The organism is Saccharopolyspora sp. NPDC047091 (genome assembly GCF_040643635.1).
GTDB lineage: Bacteria > Actinomycetota > Actinomycetes > Mycobacteriales > Pseudonocardiaceae > Saccharopolyspora_C.
Map to the genome: position 1 here is coordinate 11,820 of NZ_JBEYUS010000020.1, position 16,519 is coordinate 28,338.

Below are 16,519 nucleotides of genomic sequence, written 5' to 3' on the forward strand. Positions count from 1 at the left end.
GGCGGGCGCGCGCGCTCGCTGCGGGAACGGGTGCGGCGGGCGCGCGGCGCGGGCCGACGGGTTCGCTCGGAAGGAGGAAGCGCCGGTGTGTCGGCGCGGTTCGGTCCGCTGCGGCGGACGGTGGTCCGGCCACCGCCGGGCGGGCGATCAACTCCCGAGCCCGATCCCGTGCCGGTCGAGCCATCGCAGCCACGCCCCGCGCCGGCCCGCAGTGGTGTCGGCGCGGTCCAGCGCGCGGTGGGTGAGCCGCACCAGCGGCCAGCGCAGCGGTTCCGGCGGGTACGGCAGCGGCCGGGTCCGCACCAGGGCGGAGCGGGTGCGCCGGGTCTCCGCTCCGGCCAGCAGGTCCAGCACGACTTGCGCGCCGAACCGGGACGCGGCCACGCCGAGCCCGGTGAACCCGGCGGCGTAGCCGATCCGCCCGTCGCAGGCGGTGCCGAACACCGGGGTCGAGCGGGTGGTGGCGTCGATCGGCCCGCCCCAGCGGTGCGTGAACCGGGTGCCCTCCAGCTGCGGGAACGTCGCGAAGAACCGGGTCGCGAGCCTGCGGTGCGTGCCCGGCCGGTCGGCGAAGCGGGCGGCGGTGCGCCCGCCGAAGAAGTACTCCGGGGCGCCGCCGCCCCACAGGACCCGGCCGTCGGGGGTGGGCCGGAAGTAGTGGAACAGGTTGTGCGAGTCGGTGACGCCCTGGCGGTCCCGCCAGCCCAGCGACTCCCACGCGGCCGCGGACAGCGGTTCGGTGACGAGCACGTGGTCCCAGATCGGCAGCACCCGGCGGCGCACCCCGCGCAGCGGGGCGGGGAACGCGTTGGTCGCGAGCACCACCCGCCGTGCCACGACCGTCCCTTGTGGCCATCGGCATTCCGCACGTCCGTCCCGCCGGGGCGCAGCGCGCGCACCGCGCTGTGCTCGTGCACCCGGACCCCGCGCCGCTCGGCGGCCGCGAGCAGGCCGCCGACGAGCCTCGCCGGGTCCACCAGCCCGCCGGCCTCCGGCAAGCGCAGCCCGGCGCGGAACGACTCGGAGCGCAGGTCGGCCCGGACCCCGCCTGCTCCCTGGAACAGCGCGGTGAACCCGTGCTCGCGGTAGAGGTCCGCCTCGTCGCGCAGCTCCCCGACCTGGTGCGGTTCGGTGGCCACCGCCGTCTTGCCGCACCAGGACAGGTCCGCGTCGATGCCGTCGCCGTCGAGGAATTCCCCGATCTCGCGCAGGTTCAGCCTGCCCAGCTCCACCAGTCCGCCGATCTCGGCGGGCCACAGCCAGGCGCCGTGGGCGAGGCCGTGGGTGAGCGATTCGGACAGGAATCCGGCGCTGCGAGCGCTGCCGCCGGACCCGGCCCGCCCGGCGTCCAGCACCAGCACGTCCAGCTCCGGATCGCGTTCCTTGGCCAGCACCGCCGTCCACAACCCGGTGAGCCCGGCGCCGACCACGACGAGGTCGGCGCGGTCCGGTCCGGGCAGCGGCGGGCGCGGGGCGATCGGCGAGCGCTGCGGCCAGAACGCGGCCGGTTCCGCGTCGGCGAGCGCGGCCTCGGGCGACGGGCCGGTCACTGCCACCACGGGCGGGACCCGGTGCCGTGCCTGCCCGCCCGCTCCACGTCCTTGCGGACCTGCCGGGTCTCCCTGGCCAGGCCGGGCGGGTGGCCGTGCTTGATCGAGCGGTGCTCGCACGCCTCCCCCATCAGGTACAGCGAGCAGAACAACCCCACCGACAACCCCATCGCGATCGTGCTGAGCCGCAGTTCCAGCGGCCCCGGCACCAGCAGCAGCACCGCGCAGAACGGCGCCAGCTGGGTCAGCGCCCGCGCCACGTGCCGCAGCACCCAGGTCCGGCAGGTCACGTCGTGCAGCACCCAGTCCGCGCAGCGGGCGGGCAACCGGCCGCCGAACGCGTACCAGACCCATTGCGCCGGGCCGGGCCGCCCGGAGACCGGCCGCGGTGAAGGTGGCCGAGGTGTCCGCACTCGCCTAGATTAGTGGTCGCGGTGGCACTTCCGAAGGGCCGGGGCGAACCCGTTGCCCGCATCACCCGGACGCCCCGTAACGATCTTCCCCGGTTCGCGATGATCCAGGTGAAAGGGGTTGTGCAGATATGTTCGCTGTTGTCGTGGTGATGTTGTTCGTGTTGGTGGTGGGCGCGGTGATGTTCACCGACGTCCTGGACGACGGTTTCCGGGGCGCGGGTGCCGCTCTGGTCCAGCTGGTGCGCGGGCCGCGCACCCATCCCTGACCGTCCGCAGTGGACTGATCCGGTCGCGGGCGCGCAGGCCGGATCGGTCCCGGTACCGCCGCCCCCGCTCCCCGGGTCCGGTGCGGAGCGCTCCTAGAGTGGAGTCGTGAGCGAAGCGGACCCGAAGACCTCCGAGCCGCACGACGGCTGCTGCGCGCCCGGACGCACGCGGGAGCCCGGCGACGTACCCGCCCCGGCCCCCGCCGCCGCGGGCGAGACCGTCGAGCACCGGTGGATCGCGCTGGACGGCGGTGCCTTCCTGATGGGCACCGCCGACGCGGACGGCTTCCCGCAGGACGGCGAAGGCCCGGTGCGCGAGGTGCGGGTGAACCCGTTCGAGATCAGCGCGCTCGCCGTCACCAACGCCGAGTTCGCCCGCTTCATCGCCGCGACCGGTTTCAGCACCGACGCGGAGCGGTTCGGCTGGTCCTACGTCTTCGCCTCGTTCCTGCCCGGTGCGCTGCGGCGCTCGGCGCCCCGGCCGGAGCAGACGCCCTGGTGGTGCGGTGTGGAAGGGGCGACCTGGGACCGGCCGGAAGGGCCCGGGTCCGACCTCGGCGGCCGTGCCGAGCACCCCGTGGTGCACGTGTCCTGGCACGACGCCGCGGCGTACTGCGAGTGGGCCGGGGCGCGGCTGCCCACCGAGGCCGAGTGGGAGTTCGCGGCCCGCGGCGGCCTCGAACAGCGCCGCTACCCGTGGGGCGACGAGCTCACCCCCGACGGCGAGCACCGCTGCAACATCTGGCAGGGCACGTTCCCCGTCAAGAACCTCGCCGAGGACGGCCACCGGGGCACCGCGCCCGCCGACGCGTTCCCGCCCAACGGATTCGGGCTGCACAACGCGGCGGGCAACGTGTGGGAGTGGTGCGCGGACCGCTGGGGAGTCGAGCACGCCGCGTCCGGCGCCACCGATCCGCAGGGGCCCGCCGAAGGCGAGAACCGGGTGATGCGCGGCGGCTCGTACCTGTGCCACGACTCGTACTGCAACCGGTACCGCGTCGCGGCCCGCACCTCCAACAGCCCGGACAGCTCGGTCGGGAACCTCGGGTTCCGCTGCGTCCGCGCCTGACGGCTCGACCCGGAACCGCCGCCACCTGCGGCAGGGGACGATTGCTCCCGAATGGTGAACGTTCTGTTGCTCCGGGTGGGTCAGCCGATAGGCTCACGCCCATGATCCGCTTAGTGGAGCGCCGCCACGTCGATCTGGTGCGCGTGACCGCTTCCGCCTGTCGCGCCCGCTGATCTCCTCGCGCGGCCGCTGAGCCGCTGCACCATCTCGAGCACGCCCGCGCCCCACCCCGGTGCCGCGCGGGCGGCCCGCACCGTTCGACTTTCGACGCGTCCGCGTCATCACCCACCGTGGAGCCCTCATGTCCGCTGACGTCCCCGCCCAGACCGACTCGCCCGAGGCGAACTGGTCGTTCGACACGCTGCAGATCCACGCCGGCGCGCAGCCCGACCCGGCGACCGGCGCCCGCGCGACGCCGATCTACCAGACGACCTCGTACGTCTTCCGCGACACCCAGCACGCGCAGGACCTGTTCAGCCTGGCCGAGCCCGGCAACATCTACACCCGCATCAACAACCCCACCCAGGACGTGCTGGAGCAGCGCGTCGCGAAGCTGGAGGGCGGGGTCGGCGCGGTCGCGGTGGCCTCCGGGCAGGCGGCGGAGACGCTGGCGGTGCTGACCTTGGCGCAGGCCGGGGACCACCTGGTGTCGAGCTCCTCGCTGTACGGCGGCACCTACAACCTGTTCCACCACACGCTGCCGAAGCTGGGCATCGAGGTCACGTTCGTCGACGACTTCGACAACCCGGACGCCTGGCGGTCCGCGGTGCGGCCGAACACGAAGCTGCTGTTCGCCGAGTCGCTGGGCAACCCGCGCAGCAACGTGCTCGACGTGCGCGCGATCGCCGACATCGCGCACGAGGCGGGGGTGCCGCTGGTCGTGGACAACACGGTCACCACCCCGTACGTGCTGCGGCCGCTGGAGCACGGCGCGGACATCGTGGTGCACTCGGCGACGAAGTACCTCGGCGGCCACGGCACCGCGGTCGGCGGCATCGTGGTGGACGGCGGCTCCTTCGACTTCGGCGCCGACCCGGAGCGGTTCCCCGGGTTCAACGAGCCGGACCCGAGCTACCACGGCCTGCGCTACTGGCCCGCCCTCGGGCACGGCGCGTTCGCCGCGAAGCTGCGGGTGCAGGGGCTGCGCGACCTCGGTCCGGCGATCTCGCCGTTCAACGCGTTCCTGGTGCTGCAGGGTCTGGAGACGTTGTCGCTGCGCATCGAGCGGCACGGCGCGAACGCGCTGGAACTGGCCCGCTGGCTGGAGGAGCGCGACGAGGTGGCGAAGGTGCACTTCGCGGGCCTGCCGTCGAGCCCGTGGCACGAGCTGGGCAACCGCTACCTGGAGCACGGCTTCGGCGCCATCGTGTCCTTCGAGCTGCGCGGCGGGGTGGCGGCCGGCCGGAAGTTCGTCGAGGGCGTGTCCCTGTTCAGCCACCTGGTCAACATCGGCGACGTGCGCAGCCTCATCGCGCACCCGGCGAGCACCACGCACAGCCAGCTCACCGAGCAGGAGCAGTTGGACGCGGGCGTGACGCCGGGTCTGGTGCGCCTGTCCGTCGGCATCGAGAACGTCGACGACCTGAAGGCGGACCTCGAGTCGGCGTTCCGCGCGGCGAAGGCCGAGCTGGAGCGCTGAGCAGATGAGCACGCGACCCCTTCCCGCCACCGGTGCCTGGCGGGAAGGGGATCCGCCGGGGCGGCGGCGGTTCCTGCACCTCGACCCGCAGCACCTGGAGTCCGGCGCGGTGCTGCCGGACGCGCGGCTGGCGTACGAGACGTGGGGGTCCCTCGACCCGGACGGCGGCAACGCGGTGCTGGTGCTGCACGCGCTCACCGGCGACCCGCACCTGCGCGGCCCCGCCGGACCGGGCCACCCCAGCGCGGGCTGGTGGGAAGGCGTCGTCGGGCCGGGCCTGGCGCTGGACACCGACCGCTGGTTCGTGGTGGCGCCGAACGCGCTCGGCGGCTGCCAGGGCAGCACCGGGCCCGCCGATCCGGCGCCGGACGGGCGGCCGTGGGGCGGGCGGTTCCCGGCGGTGACCGTGCGGGACCTGGTGCGTTCCGAGGTGGCGCTCGCCGAGTCGCTGGGCGTGCACCGGTGGGCGGCGGTGATCGGCGGTTCGCTCGGCGGGATGCGCGCCCTGGAGTGGGCGGTGGACCAGCCGGACCGGGTCGGTTCCGCGCTGGTGCTGTGCTGCGGGGCCGCCGCGACCGCCGAGCAGATCGCCTGGTCGTCGACGCAGCTGCACGCGATCCGCGCCGACCCGGACTGGCTGGGCGGTGATTTCCACGAGCTGCCCGACGGGCGCGGCCCGCACGCGGGGCTCGGGCTGGCGCGGCGGATCGCGCACCTCACCTACCGCAGCCCGGCGGAGCTGCAAGCGCGGTTCGGTTCGGCGCCGCAGGATGGCGAGGACCCGGCGGCCGGTGGGCGCTACGCGGTGGAGTCGTACCTGGACCACCACGCGGCGAAGCTGGTGGGGCGCTTCGACGCGGCCAGCTACGTGCGGCTGACCGAGGCGATGAGCGGGCACGACGTGGGGCGCGGCCGCGGCGGGGTGGAAGCGGCGCTGCGCCGGGTGCGGGCGCGGACGCTGGTGGCCGGGGTGGACAGCGACCGGTTGTTCCCGCCCGCCGACCAGCACGCGCTCGCCGCGGGCCTGGGCACCCGCGCGCGGATCCTCAGGTCGGCGCACGGCCACGACGGGTTCCTGGTGGAGACCGAGCAGGTCGCCGAACTGGTCGCGGAACTGCTCAAGGGCGCTTGACGCGGGGCTGCGCGCGGCCAACGGTAGGTGGATGGCCGCCCACGAGGAGCACCCCCGGCACGATCCGTCCTCCGACCCGGACTTCCCGAACGCGGTGGCCGCGTTCGCGGACGCGGTGCGCCGCTTCCCGGACGCCCCGCTGCTGCACCACTTCGACACCACGATCACCACCGGCGAGCTGGACGAGCTCACCGACGCGTTCGCCGTCGCGTTGCAGGACCGCGGGGTCGTGCCGGGCGAGCGGGTCGCGCTGTACCTGCAGAACGTGCCGCAGTTCGCGATCGCGCTGCTCGGCGCGTGGAAGGCGGGCTGCACCGCGGTGCCGATCAACCCGATGAACAAGCGGCGGGAACTGGCGCTGCTGCTGGCGGACTCGGGGGCATCGGTGCTGGTGGCGCTGCGCGGGCTGCACGGATCGGTGGCCGCCGGAGTGGTCCCGGAGAGCTCGGTGCGGCTGGTGATCACCACCGCCGAACGGGCCTTCCAGAGCCGCGACGACGTCCGGGTGCTGCCGGAGCGGGACGAGCCGGTGCCCGCGGGCACCGTCGACCTGGAGGAGCTGCTCGCCGCCCACCGCGGCCGCCGTCCGGTGCCGGTCGACCTGGCACCGGAGGACGTGGCGGCGCTGAGCTACACCTCCGGCACCACCGGGCCGCCGAAGGGCGCGATGAACACCCACCGCAACGTGGTGTTCGACGCCCGGGTGTGGCGGGACCTCGCCGGGATCGGCGCGGACGACGTGGTGCTGGGCGTCGCCCCGCTGTTCCACATCACCGGGCTGGTGGGGCACGTGGCGCTGGCGCTGCTCACGCCGGTGCCGCTGGTGCTCACCCACCGGTTCGAGCCGGAGGTGGTGCTGGACGCGGTCCGCGAGCACCGGCCGACCTTCGCGGTCGGGGCGATCACCGCGTTCATCGCGCTGCTCGGCACCGGGGGCACGGCGGCGGACCTGGCGAGCCTGCGCCGCGTCTACTCCGGTGGCGCGCCGATCCCGCCGAGCACGGTGCGGGACTTCGAGGAGCGGTTCGGGCAGCGGATCCACAACGTCTACGGGCTCACCGAGACCACCTCGGCCGCGTTCGCCCAGCCCTGGGGCGCACCGGCGCGCATCGACGAGGCGTCCGGCGCGCTGTCGGTGGGCGTGCCGGTGCGGTCCACGCGCGCCCGCATCCTCGGCGAGGACGGTCGCGAGGCACCGCCCGGCGAAATCGGCGAACTCGCGATCTCCGGCCCGCAGGTCGTGCCCGGCTACTGGGGCAAGCGGGCGGAGACCGCGGCCGCGCTGCCCGGTGGTGAACTGCGCACCGGCGACGTCGCGCACCGGGACGCCGACGGCTGGTTCTACCTGGTGGACCGCAAGAAGGACCAGATCAACGCGGGCGGCTACAAGGTGTGGCCGCGGGAGGTGGAGGACGTACTCTACGAGCACCCCGCAGTCCGGGAGGCCGCCGTCGTCGGCGTGCCGGACCCGTACCGCGGGGAGACGGTGCGGGCGTACGTGAGCCTCCGCGCCGGGCTGCGCGCCGAACCGGCGGAACTGGTCGAGTTCTGCCGCGCGCGGCTGGCGGCCTACAAGTACCCCAGGCAGGTCGAGATCCTCGCCGAACTGCCCAAGACGACAACGGGAAAGCTGCTCCGCCGAGAACTCCGCGGGCGCTCCGCAGACCTTTCCGAATGAGCTGCCCAGGTGTCCCGGTGGCGAAAGCTCGGCGGTTCCGCCGACAAGAGGACGACCGAAGATCATTCCGAAAGGTCGCCTGATCGAATCCGCTCACGAGGACGGCGAGCCGGACCGCGCAGGAGTCTCCGCGGAACCTAGCGGTCGTCGTACGCGGTGCGGGCGGCGTCGATGTGCGGGAGGTGCTCGATGCTCCACGTGATCAGCGGCGCGGTGGCGTCGTGCAGGCTCCGGCCCATCGCGGTCAGCTCGTAGCTGACGTGCGGCGGCATCACGTTGTGAACCGTGCGCGTCAGGATCCCGTCGCGTTCCAGGTCGCGCAACGTGACGGTGAGCATGCGCTGGCTGATGCCGTCGACGGCCCGCTTGAGCTCGGTGAAGCGCAGCGGCCCGTCCGCGAGCATCCGCACGATCAGCAGCGCCCACTTGTCGCCGACGATGCCGAGGACTTCGCGGGTCCGGCACGGGTCCTGCACGGTTACCTCCGGAGAACCGGGGCACTGAAAAGTGCCGTATTGCCCGGTGCGCGTCGTGGGGACCACGATTGCTCTCGGTTACTGAACGATACCGAGGCACCAGGAGGAACTGCACGACCATGTCCACCTACTTACTGGTTCACGGCGCCTGGCACAGCGGGCGGAGCTGGGAACGCGTGGTCCCGATCCTGGAGTCGGCCGGGCACCGGGTGTTCGCACCATCGCTGACCGGCCACGGCGACAAGGCGCACCTGCTGGCCCCCGAGGTCGGGCTCGGCACCCACATCGACGACATCGTCGGTCTGATCACGCGAGAAGATCTGGACGACGTCGTGCTCGTCGGGCACAGCTACGGCGGGATGGTCATCTCAGGAGCGGCCGACCGAGCCCCCGGACGGATCACGCGCTTGGTGTACCTCGACACGGAGGTCCCCGAAGACGGCGAAGCAGGCATCGACGCGTTCCCGGTCATCAAGCAGCTCGTCGACGACGCCGTGGACGGGTGGCGAATTCCGCCGCCGCCGGAGCAGCCCCCACCGCTCGGCCTGTTCGGAGTCACCGATCCGGACGACGTGGCCTGGTTGCGCTCGATGCTGTCGGACCTGTCGGCGCGATGCCTCCAGGAACCGGTCCGGCTGAGCGACCCCGCCGCGCGCGCCATCCCACGCATGCACATCCACTGCGTCGGAGGACGGCGGGCGGACATCCCCCGGCGTCCCGTCCCGGTGGGCGAGGCGAAGCGGGAGCTGCCGACCGGGCACGACTGCATGATCACCATGCCCGCCGCGCTCTCCGAGTTGCTGCTCGAACCGGCCTGATCGGCCGAGCGAGCCGGCTTTACCGGCCACCGCCGGGGCGCGGGAGGACCCCGATCGATGCCGACGGGTGCGGCTGTTCCGTCGGCTCGTCGCGACCGGAGCACACCCGAGGTGACGAGCCGGTCCGGCGGAGGCGAGAACGGATCAGAGCTCCAGGCCGACGTAGTTCTCCGCGAGCGACGTGGCCGCCGCCGTCGAAGCGACGACGTAGTCGAGGTGTGATCGTTGCAGGCGGCGCGCGAAGTCGTCGGCCGCCGGATCGGTGTGCAAGAGCGTCGTCATCGAGTACGAGAAGTGCTCGGCGCGCCACACCCGGCGCAGCGCGGTGTCCGAATAGGACTCCAACGCTCGATCGTCGCCGTGGCCGACCGCCGCGGTGAGCGCCTGCGCCAGCAGCGTCACGTCGGCCACGGCCAGGTTGAGCCCCTTCGCCCCGGTAGGTGGCACGATGTGCGCGGCATCCCCGGCCAGCAGCAACCGCCCGTACCGCAACGGTTCCGCGACGAAGCTGCGCATCGGGGTCACCGACTTGTCGGTGATCGGCCCGCGTTCCAGCCGCCAGTCCCCGTCGACCGCGAACCGCAGGTCCAGCTCGTCCCAGATCCGGTCGTCCGGCCAGTCCCGCGCGTCGGTGTCCGGCGGAACCTGCAAATAGAGCCTGCTGACCTGCGGAGTGCGCATGCTGTGCAGCGCGAATCCGCGCTCGTGGCAGGCGTAGATCAATTCCTCAGTGGACGGAGCGACATCGGCGAGGATTCCGAGCCACGCGAAGGGATAGGTCCGTTCGTAGGTGCGGACCCGGTCCGCGGGGATCGTCTTGCGGCCCACGCCGTGGAAGCCGTCCGCGCCGACCACGTAGTCGGCGTCGAGCACGTGCTCGGCACCGGCGTGGCGGTAGCGGACCCGCGGGTGCTCGGTCTCGGCGTCCAGCACTTCCAGCACTTCGGCTTCGAACAGCAGTGGCGCACCGGACTCGGCCCGCAGCGCCACCAGGTCGCGCACCACCTCGGTCTGCGCGTACACCATCACCTGACGGCCGCCGGTGAGCGCGGCCAGGTCGATGCGGTGCCCGGTGCCGCCGAAGCGCAGTTCGATCCCGTCGTGCACCAGGCCTTCGCGGTCCATCCGCTCCCCCGCGCCGCAGGCCCGCAGCACGTCGACGGTGCCCTGCTCCAGGATTCCGGCGCGCTGCCGGTGCTCGACGTGCTCGCGGGAGCGGGATTCCAGCACGACCGACTCGACACCCCGCTGCTGCAGCAGTCGCGCGAGCAGCAGGCCCGCCGGTCCCGCTCCGATGATGGCCACGCTGGTCCGCATCGACCACGCCTCCTCAATTCATCCGTGCACGGATCAATCAGGATGCACATTTCACCTGGAACGCCCGCATGTCAACGAGCCGGCGTCGCCTTGCTCGATGCAGCTTCGCTCCGTGCACGGATCGACCGGTCCGGGCGGCACAATGGCGCGGTGGGTTCCATCGACTTGAACGGCCATCCCGGACACCTGATCCGCCGCGTCCAGCAGGTGCACACGATGCTGTGGACGGCCGCGGTCTCGGCGGAGATCACGCCGCCCCAGTTCGCGGTGCTCAACGGGCTCGCCGCCGCGGACGGCCTCGACCAGCGCACCCTCGCCGGGCGGGTCGCGCTGGACCGCTCCACCGCCGCCGACGTGATCGCGCGGCTGGTGCGGCGCGGGCTGGTCGAGCGCGCGCGGGACAGCTCGGACGGCAGGCGCAACGTGCTGCGGCTGACCGGCACCGGTCGCGACGAGCACGCCGGTCTGGTGCGGCGCACCGAGCGGATGATCGAGATCCTGCTGACCCCGCTGGACGGCGCGGAACGCGAGCAGCTGCTCGGGCTGCTGGAACGGATCGCGCAGGCCGGGGAACGCATCCGCGACCCCGGGTGAGCGGTCGCGCGGCGTCAGAATCCGGGGTTCGCGGGCGGTTCGGTGCCGTGCAGCCAGGTGGCGAAGAACTCGGCCAGCGACCGGCCGGCGATCTCCTCGGCCAGCGCGGTGAAGTCGGCGGTGCGCACCGTGCCGTGCCGGTGCTCGGCGACCCAGCGGCGCAGCAGACCGCCGAAGGCCTCGTCACCCAGCTCGACGCGCAGCGCGTGCAGCGCCAGCGCGCCCCGCTTGTACACGCCCGGGTCGAACATCCGCGCCACGCCCGGATCGGCCACCCGCAGACCGGGTTCGACCGCCCGCATCCGCCGGTGCCAGTCGCGGGCGTGCTCGGCCGCGGTGCCCTCGCCGACGGCCTCCGCGAACAGCCACTCCGCGTAGGTCGCGAAGCCCTCGTTGAGCCAGATGTCGCGCCAGTCGCCGATCGTGAGGCTGTTGCCGAACCACTGGTGCGCCAGCTCGTGCACCACCAGCCGCTCGTGGGTGCGGGTGCCGTCGAGCAGGTTCCGGCCGAACACGGCCATGCCCTGCGCCTCGATCGGCTCGTCCAGCTCGTCGTCGGCGATCACCACGACGTACTCGGCGAACGGGTACGGACCGAACAGACCGCACAGCACCCGCATGATCTCGTCGTGGCGGCCGAACGTCGCCTGCAACGCCGCCACCAGGTGCGGCGGCACCGCGGCGCGCTGCGGCACCGGATCGGCGGCGAGCGCCACCTCCCGGTAGCGGCCGGTGTGCACGCCCATCAGGTAGGTCGGGGTCGGTTCGGCCCGCTCGTAGACCCACCGCTCGGTGCCCGCGCCCGCCGCGCGCCGGGACACCAGGTCGGCGGTGACCAGCACGTCGAACCCGGCGTCGGCGGTGACCGCGACCCGGTAGGCGGCCTGGTCGGACGGGTGGTCGTTGCACGGGAACCAGGACGGTGCGCCGATCGGCTGGCTGGCCACCAGCGAGCCCTCGGTCAGCTCGTCCCAGCCGATGTCGCCCCACCGGCCGCGGATCGGGCTCGGGTTGCCCGCGTACCGCACCCGCACCCGGAACCGGGCGCCGCAGGCGATCGGCTTCGCGAGGCGCAGGCGCAGCTTCCCGGCGCGGTGGGTGAACTTGGCGGGCCGGTCGTCGACGGTCACCCGGCGCACCCGCAGGTCCGCGAAGTCCAGGCTCAGCGCGGACAACGCCTGCTCGGCCACCGCGGTGAGCACCGCTTCCCCGGACAGCCGGTTCGGGCCGACCCGGTAGTCCAGATCCAGGTCGTAGTGCTCCACCCGGTAGCCGCCGTTGCCGTGCTCCGGCAGGTACGAGTCGGTCGAGCGGTCCGCGCCGGGCGTGGCGGTCATGCCCGCCACGCCGAGATCGGGTTGCCGCACCAGCGCGAATCCGCGGGCACCGCGTCGCCGCGGGTGATCAGCGAACCGGGTCCGACGGTGGTGCGCGCGCCGATGCCCGCGCCCGGCAGCACGATGCCGTGCGGTCCCAGCGTCGCGCCCTGCCCCAACGCCACCTCGTCCATGCTCATGATCCGATCATGGAACAGGTGGGTCTGCACCACGCACCCCCGGTTGATCGCCGCACCCGCGCCGATGCGCACCAGGTCGGCCTCCGGCAGCCAGTAGGTCTCCACCCACGCGCCGCGGCCGATGCGCGCACCCATCGTGCGCAGCCACAGCGACAGCAGCGGGGTACCGGTCGCCGGACCGGCCAGCCACGGCACCGCGAGCACCTCGACGAACGTGTCGGCGAGTTCCCCGCGCCACACGAAGGAGCTCCACAGCGGGCGCTGCCGCACCCGGAACCGGCCGATCAGCAGCCACTTCGCCAACGTCGTCACCGCGCACGCCAGCACGCCCGCCACCAGCAGCACGATCCCGGACAGCGCGGCGGCCGCCCACGGGCCCGCGGCCCGCCACAGCTCGGCGAGGACGCCGAGCACCAGCACCGCCAGCGCCACCGACACCATCACCGGCACGATCCGGCACAGCTCCACCAGCGCACGGGCGAACACCAGCCGCAGCGGCGGGTCGAAGGTGCGCTCGGAGTCCGCGGCCACCTGCGCGCGCCGCAACGGCATCGGCGGCAGGCCCAGGTAGGAGGACCCCTTCTTCGCCTTCCGCGGCGTCGAGGACAGCACCCCGACCAGTCCCCGCTTCGGCACCGACCGACCCGGCGCGGTCATCCCGGAGTTGCCGAGGAACGCCTCCTTGCCGATGCGGGCCGGGGCGACGTGCAGCCAGCCGCGGCAGAGCTCGTAGGTGGCGACCATCGTGTCGTCGGCGAGGAACGCGCCGTCGGCGACCTTCGTCATCTTCGGCACCGCGAGCACCGTGGAGATCTCCGCGCCGCGCCCCACCTTCGCGCCGAGCAGCCGCAGCCACATCGGGGTGAACGTGCTGGCGTACAGCGGGAACAGCGCGGTGCGCGCCATGCCCATCAGCCGTTCCGAGGTCCACACCTGCCAGCCGATCCGGCCGTGCACCGCGTGGTGCCCCTCGCGCAGCCCGATGCCGAGGGCGCGCACCGCCAGCAGCACCAGCAGCGCGTACCCGCCGAAGTAGGCGGCCGTGGCGGCCGGGACCAGCGGCAGCACCCGCCGCACCGCGTCCTCCGCGGTCGCCGCCGCCACCAGCTCGGGGACGACGACCGCCAGCGCGGGCAGCGCCGCCAGCACCGGCACCAGCGCGAACAGCACCGAGGTCAGCCCGTACACCGCGCTCCACCGGCGGGAGCGGGGCGCGCGCTGCGCGGGCCACTTCGCGGGGGCACCGGAGGTGCGGGCCGCGGGCGATCCGGACCAGCGCTGCCGGGCGGGGACCACGCCGTGCACGGTGGATCCGGCGGCGGCCTCCGCGCCCTTGCCGACGTGCGCGCCCGGCAACAGCGTGCTGCGCGCGCCGACCCGCGCCCCCGCACCGACCCTGATCCGTCCGATGTGGACGACGTCGCCGTCGACCCAGTACCCGGACAGGTCCACCTCGGGTTCGACCGCCGCCCCGCGGCCGATCTTGAGCAGGCCGGTGACCGGTGGCGGCGAGTGCAGGTCCACGTCGTCGCCGATCTTCGCGCCCAGCGCCCTCGCGTAATGCGTGGTCCAGAACGCGCCGGACACCGCGCTCGCCGCGCACCGCTGATCCCACTGCTGCGCGGCCCACATCCGCAGGTGCACGCCGCCACCGCGCGGGTAGTCGCCGGGCCGCACCCGGTGCAGCAGCAACCGGATGCCGCTCACCGCGAGCGCGATCCGACCCGGCGGGCTGAACAGCACCAGCCACGCCACCAGCAGCAGCCACCAGGACACCGACGGCGCCCACGGGGCACCGGCCGCCGCCAGCAGGGTGCCGCCCGCGGCCAGCACCGCGGTCCAGCGCAACCCGGTGAGGGTGGTCAGCGGGATCAGCAGTGCGAGCTGCGCCCAGCCCATCCGCCGGGGTACCTCGGCGATCGCGCGCCGATCGGCGGTCACCGCGTCCAGCTCGTCGAGCTGCGCGGCCAGCTCCCCGAGGCGCGGGCGCTGGTAGACGTCGGCGACGGAGACCTGCGGGTGCCGGGCGCGCAGCTTCGCCACCAGCTGCGCGGCGGCGAGGCTGCCGCCACCGAGGGCGAAGAAGTCGGCGCGCGGGCCGTCCGGGCGCGTGCCCAGGACCTCCGACCACTCCGCCGCCAGCCACGTTTCGGTGGCCGACAGCGCGCCGTCCGCCGCGGGCTCCCGGCTCGGCAGCGGCCAGGGCAGCGCGGCCCGGTCGACCTTGCCGGAGGTGCGGGTCGGCAGCTCCGCCACCACCGCGGGCAGCGGCACCAGCGAGGCCGGTAGCACGTCGCGCAGCCGCCGCACCGCCTCGTCGGTGTCGAACGCCGGGTCCTCGGCGACCAGGTAGCCGACGAGCAGCTCGCCGCCCGCCTTTGTGCGCCGCACCGCCGCCGCGGCACCCGCCACGCCGGGCAGGGCCTGCAGCGCGGCGTCGACCTCGCCGAGTTCGATGCGCCTGCCGCCGAGCTTGATCTGCTCGTCGGCGCGGCCCACGAACACCAGGCCCTCCGGGTCGGCGCGGACCAGGTCACCGCTGCGGTAGGCCCGCTCCCAGCCCAGCGAGGGCAGCGGCGCGAACTTCTCCGCGTCCTTGGCCGGATCCAGGTAGCGGGCGAGCCCCACGCCGCCGATGACCAGTTCGCCCTGCTCGCCCGGCCGGACCGGTTCGCCCGCGGCGTCCACGACGGCGAGCCGCCAGCCGTCCAGCGGCAGCCCGATCCGCACCGGTCCCGCACCGTCGAGGCGCGCCGCGCACGCCACCACCGTCGCTTCGGTCGGGCCGTAGGTGTTCCACACCTCCCGGCCGTCGGCGACGAGCCGCTCGGCCAGCTCCGGCGGGCACGCCTCCCCGCCGAAGATCAGCAACCGCACGTCGGCGAGCGCCTCCGGCGGCCACAGCGCGGCGAGCGTCGGGACCGTGGAGACCACGCTGATCCGCCGCCGCACCAGCCACGGCCCCAGGTCCGCGCCGGTGCGCACCAGCGATCGCGGCGCGGGCACCAGGCAGGCACCGCGCCGCCACGCCAGCCACATCTCCTCGCAGGACGCGTCGAACGCCACCGACAGGCCCGCCAGCACCCGGTCGCCCGGTCCGATCGGATCGTCGGCGAGGAACAGCCGGGCCTCGGCGTCCGCGAACGCGGCCGCCGCGCGGTGCGGCACCGCCACGCCCTTCGGGGTGCCGGTGGAACCGGAGGTGAAGATGATCCACGCGTCGTCGTCCGGCGTCGGCGGACCGGACGCGCCGGACGGGGTGCCGAGCAGTTCGGGTTCGCCACCGGTCAGCACCGCGCACACCCCAGCCTCACCGAACACCAGGTCGGCGCGCTCCTGCGGGTCGTCGGCGTCCACCGGGACGTAGGCCGCGCCCGCCGCCAGCACCGCGAGCACCGCGAGGTACAGCTCGGCGGTACCGGATTCGACGCGGACGCCGACCCGGTCACCGCGGCCCACGCCGAGGTCGGCCAGCCGCCGGGCCGCGGCCCGGACCTGCTCGTCCAGCTCCCGGTAGGTGAGGGTCCGCTCGCCCGCGTCCAGCGCGAGGGCGTCCGGGTGGGCGCGCGCGGTCGCGGCGAAGACGTCGAGCAGGGTGCGCTCGGGCGCGGCCGGGCCGGAGTCGAACCGGGCGATCGGAGCGTCCGGAGCCGGGTCGGTGGGCTCGGGTTCCGGCCCGGGCGTCGCGACGTCCGCCGCGGGGACATCCGGTGCGGGCTCAGACCCGAGAACCTCCGGTGCGAGCTCGGCCCCGGGGACCTCCGGTGCGAGCTCGGCGATGTCCGGCGCGGGAACCTCCGGTGCGAGCTCAGACCCGAGAGCTTCCGGCGCGGGCTCGGCGATGTCCGGCTCGGGCTCGGCGATGTCCGGCGCGGGTTCGGCGGCTCCCGCCGCGTCCCCGGCGCTCGGCTCCAGCAAGGTGCGCGCCAACGCCGCCGCAGCGGTCGTCGACCCCGGGGAGTGCGCCAGCAGATCGGTGATCGGGGTGGTGCCCGGGCCCGCCCCGGTCCCGCGGTTCATCGACACCGTCAACGGAGCGTCCTTCCGCCCG

Annotated in this window: 13 protein-coding genes and 1 pseudogene; 7 read left to right on the forward strand and 7 right to left on the reverse strand. The window is 74.1% G+C overall.

Annotation, left to right across the window (positions count from 1 at the left end; all coding sequences use genetic code 11):
* Positions 1–147 precede the first annotated feature (147 nt).
* From ABZ805_RS11680 to ABZ805_RS11690, 3 genes and pseudogenes are all read right to left on the reverse strand, one after another.
* Positions 148–837: an FAD-binding oxidoreductase gene (locus tag ABZ805_RS11680; protein ID WP_358437959.1), complete on the reverse strand. Its 690-nt coding sequence runs from the start codon at positions 835–837 to the stop codon at positions 148–150.
* A gap of 71 nt (positions 838–908) precedes the next feature.
* Positions 909–1,559 (reverse strand): annotated as a pseudogene (locus ABZ805_RS11685) (FAD-dependent oxidoreductase); the annotation flags it as partial.
* On the reverse strand, positions 1,547–1,963 hold the full coding sequence (locus ABZ805_RS11690) for a DUF5313 family protein (RefSeq protein WP_358437962.1): 417 nt from the start codon (positions 1,961–1,963) through the stop codon (positions 1,547–1,549). The pseudogene ABZ805_RS11685 and the gene ABZ805_RS11690, both read right to left, overlap by 13 nt.
* A gap of 128 nt (positions 1,964–2,091) precedes the next feature.
* Between ABZ805_RS11690 and ABZ805_RS11695 the strand changes: the two genes are divergently transcribed.
* From ABZ805_RS11695 to ABZ805_RS11715, 5 genes are all read left to right on the forward strand, one after another.
* Positions 2,092–2,229: a hypothetical protein gene (locus tag ABZ805_RS11695; protein WP_358437965.1), complete on the forward strand. Its 138-nt coding sequence runs from the start codon at positions 2,092–2,094 to the stop codon at positions 2,227–2,229.
* A gap of 262 nt (positions 2,230–2,491) precedes the next feature.
* Positions 2,492–3,298, forward strand: coding sequence for a formylglycine-generating enzyme family protein (locus tag ABZ805_RS11700; protein ID WP_358438101.1), 807 nt, complete (start codon positions 2,492–2,494; stop codon positions 3,296–3,298).
* 301 nt (positions 3,299–3,599) lie between these two features.
* Positions 3,600–4,937 (forward strand): bifunctional o-acetylhomoserine/o-acetylserine sulfhydrylase, encoded by a 1,338-nt coding sequence (locus ABZ805_RS11705; protein WP_358437967.1) that lies wholly within the window; start codon positions 3,600–3,602, stop codon positions 4,935–4,937.
* A gap of 4 nt (positions 4,938–4,941) precedes the next feature.
* Positions 4,942–6,069 carry a homoserine O-acetyltransferase gene (locus ABZ805_RS11710; protein ID WP_358437969.1) on the forward strand — a complete coding sequence of 376 codons (1,128 nt, stop codon included), beginning with the start codon at positions 4,942–4,944 and terminating at the stop codon, positions 6,067–6,069.
* Positions 6,070–6,100: 31 nt separating this feature from the next.
* Positions 6,101–7,747: an AMP-binding protein gene (locus ABZ805_RS11715; RefSeq protein WP_358437972.1), complete on the forward strand. Its 1,647-nt coding sequence runs from the start codon at positions 6,101–6,103 to the stop codon at positions 7,745–7,747.
* 137 nt (positions 7,748–7,884) lie between these two features.
* Here the strand turns inward: ABZ805_RS11715 and ABZ805_RS11720 are convergent, their stop codons facing one another.
* Positions 7,885–8,223 carry a helix-turn-helix domain-containing protein gene (locus ABZ805_RS11720; protein WP_358437975.1) on the reverse strand — a complete coding sequence of 113 codons (339 nt, stop codon included), beginning with the start codon at positions 8,221–8,223 and terminating at the stop codon, positions 7,885–7,887.
* 119 nt (positions 8,224–8,342) lie between these two features.
* Here ABZ805_RS11720 and ABZ805_RS11725 point away from each other — a divergent pair, with 119 nt between their 5' ends.
* The gene (locus tag ABZ805_RS11725; protein ID WP_358437977.1) at positions 8,343–9,041 is read left to right on the forward strand and encodes an alpha/beta fold hydrolase; all 699 of its coding nucleotides are present in this window, start codon (positions 8,343–8,345) and stop codon (positions 9,039–9,041) included.
* 144 nt (positions 9,042–9,185) lie between these two features.
* On the opposite strand, the gene ABZ805_RS11730 is transcribed toward ABZ805_RS11725, so the two are convergent.
* Positions 9,186–10,358 (reverse strand): 4-hydroxybenzoate 3-monooxygenase, encoded by a 1,173-nt coding sequence (locus ABZ805_RS11730; RefSeq protein ID WP_358437980.1) that lies wholly within the window; start codon positions 10,356–10,358, stop codon positions 9,186–9,188.
* Between the two features lie 150 nt (positions 10,359–10,508).
* On the opposite strand from ABZ805_RS11730, the gene ABZ805_RS11735 reads away from it, so the two are divergent.
* Entirely contained in the window at positions 10,509–10,952 is a 444-nt protein-coding gene (locus ABZ805_RS11735; RefSeq protein WP_358437982.1) for a MarR family winged helix-turn-helix transcriptional regulator, read from the forward strand.
* A 14-nt stretch (positions 10,953–10,966) separates the two neighbouring features.
* On the opposite strand, the gene ABZ805_RS11740 is transcribed toward ABZ805_RS11735, so the two are convergent.
* Together ABZ805_RS11740 and ABZ805_RS11745 are read right to left on the reverse strand one after the other, a co-directional pair.
* Positions 10,967–12,289 carry a M1 family metallopeptidase gene (locus ABZ805_RS11740; RefSeq protein ID WP_358438104.1) on the reverse strand — a complete coding sequence of 441 codons (1,323 nt, stop codon included), beginning with the start codon at positions 12,287–12,289 and terminating at the stop codon, positions 10,967–10,969.
* On the reverse strand, positions 12,286–16,494 hold the full coding sequence (locus ABZ805_RS11745) for a Pls/PosA family non-ribosomal peptide synthetase (RefSeq protein ID WP_358438107.1): 4,209 nt from the start codon (positions 16,492–16,494) through the stop codon (positions 12,286–12,288). Before ABZ805_RS11745 ends, ABZ805_RS11740 begins: the two co-directional genes overlap by 4 nt.
* Between the last annotated feature and the right edge of the window lie 25 nt (positions 16,495–16,519).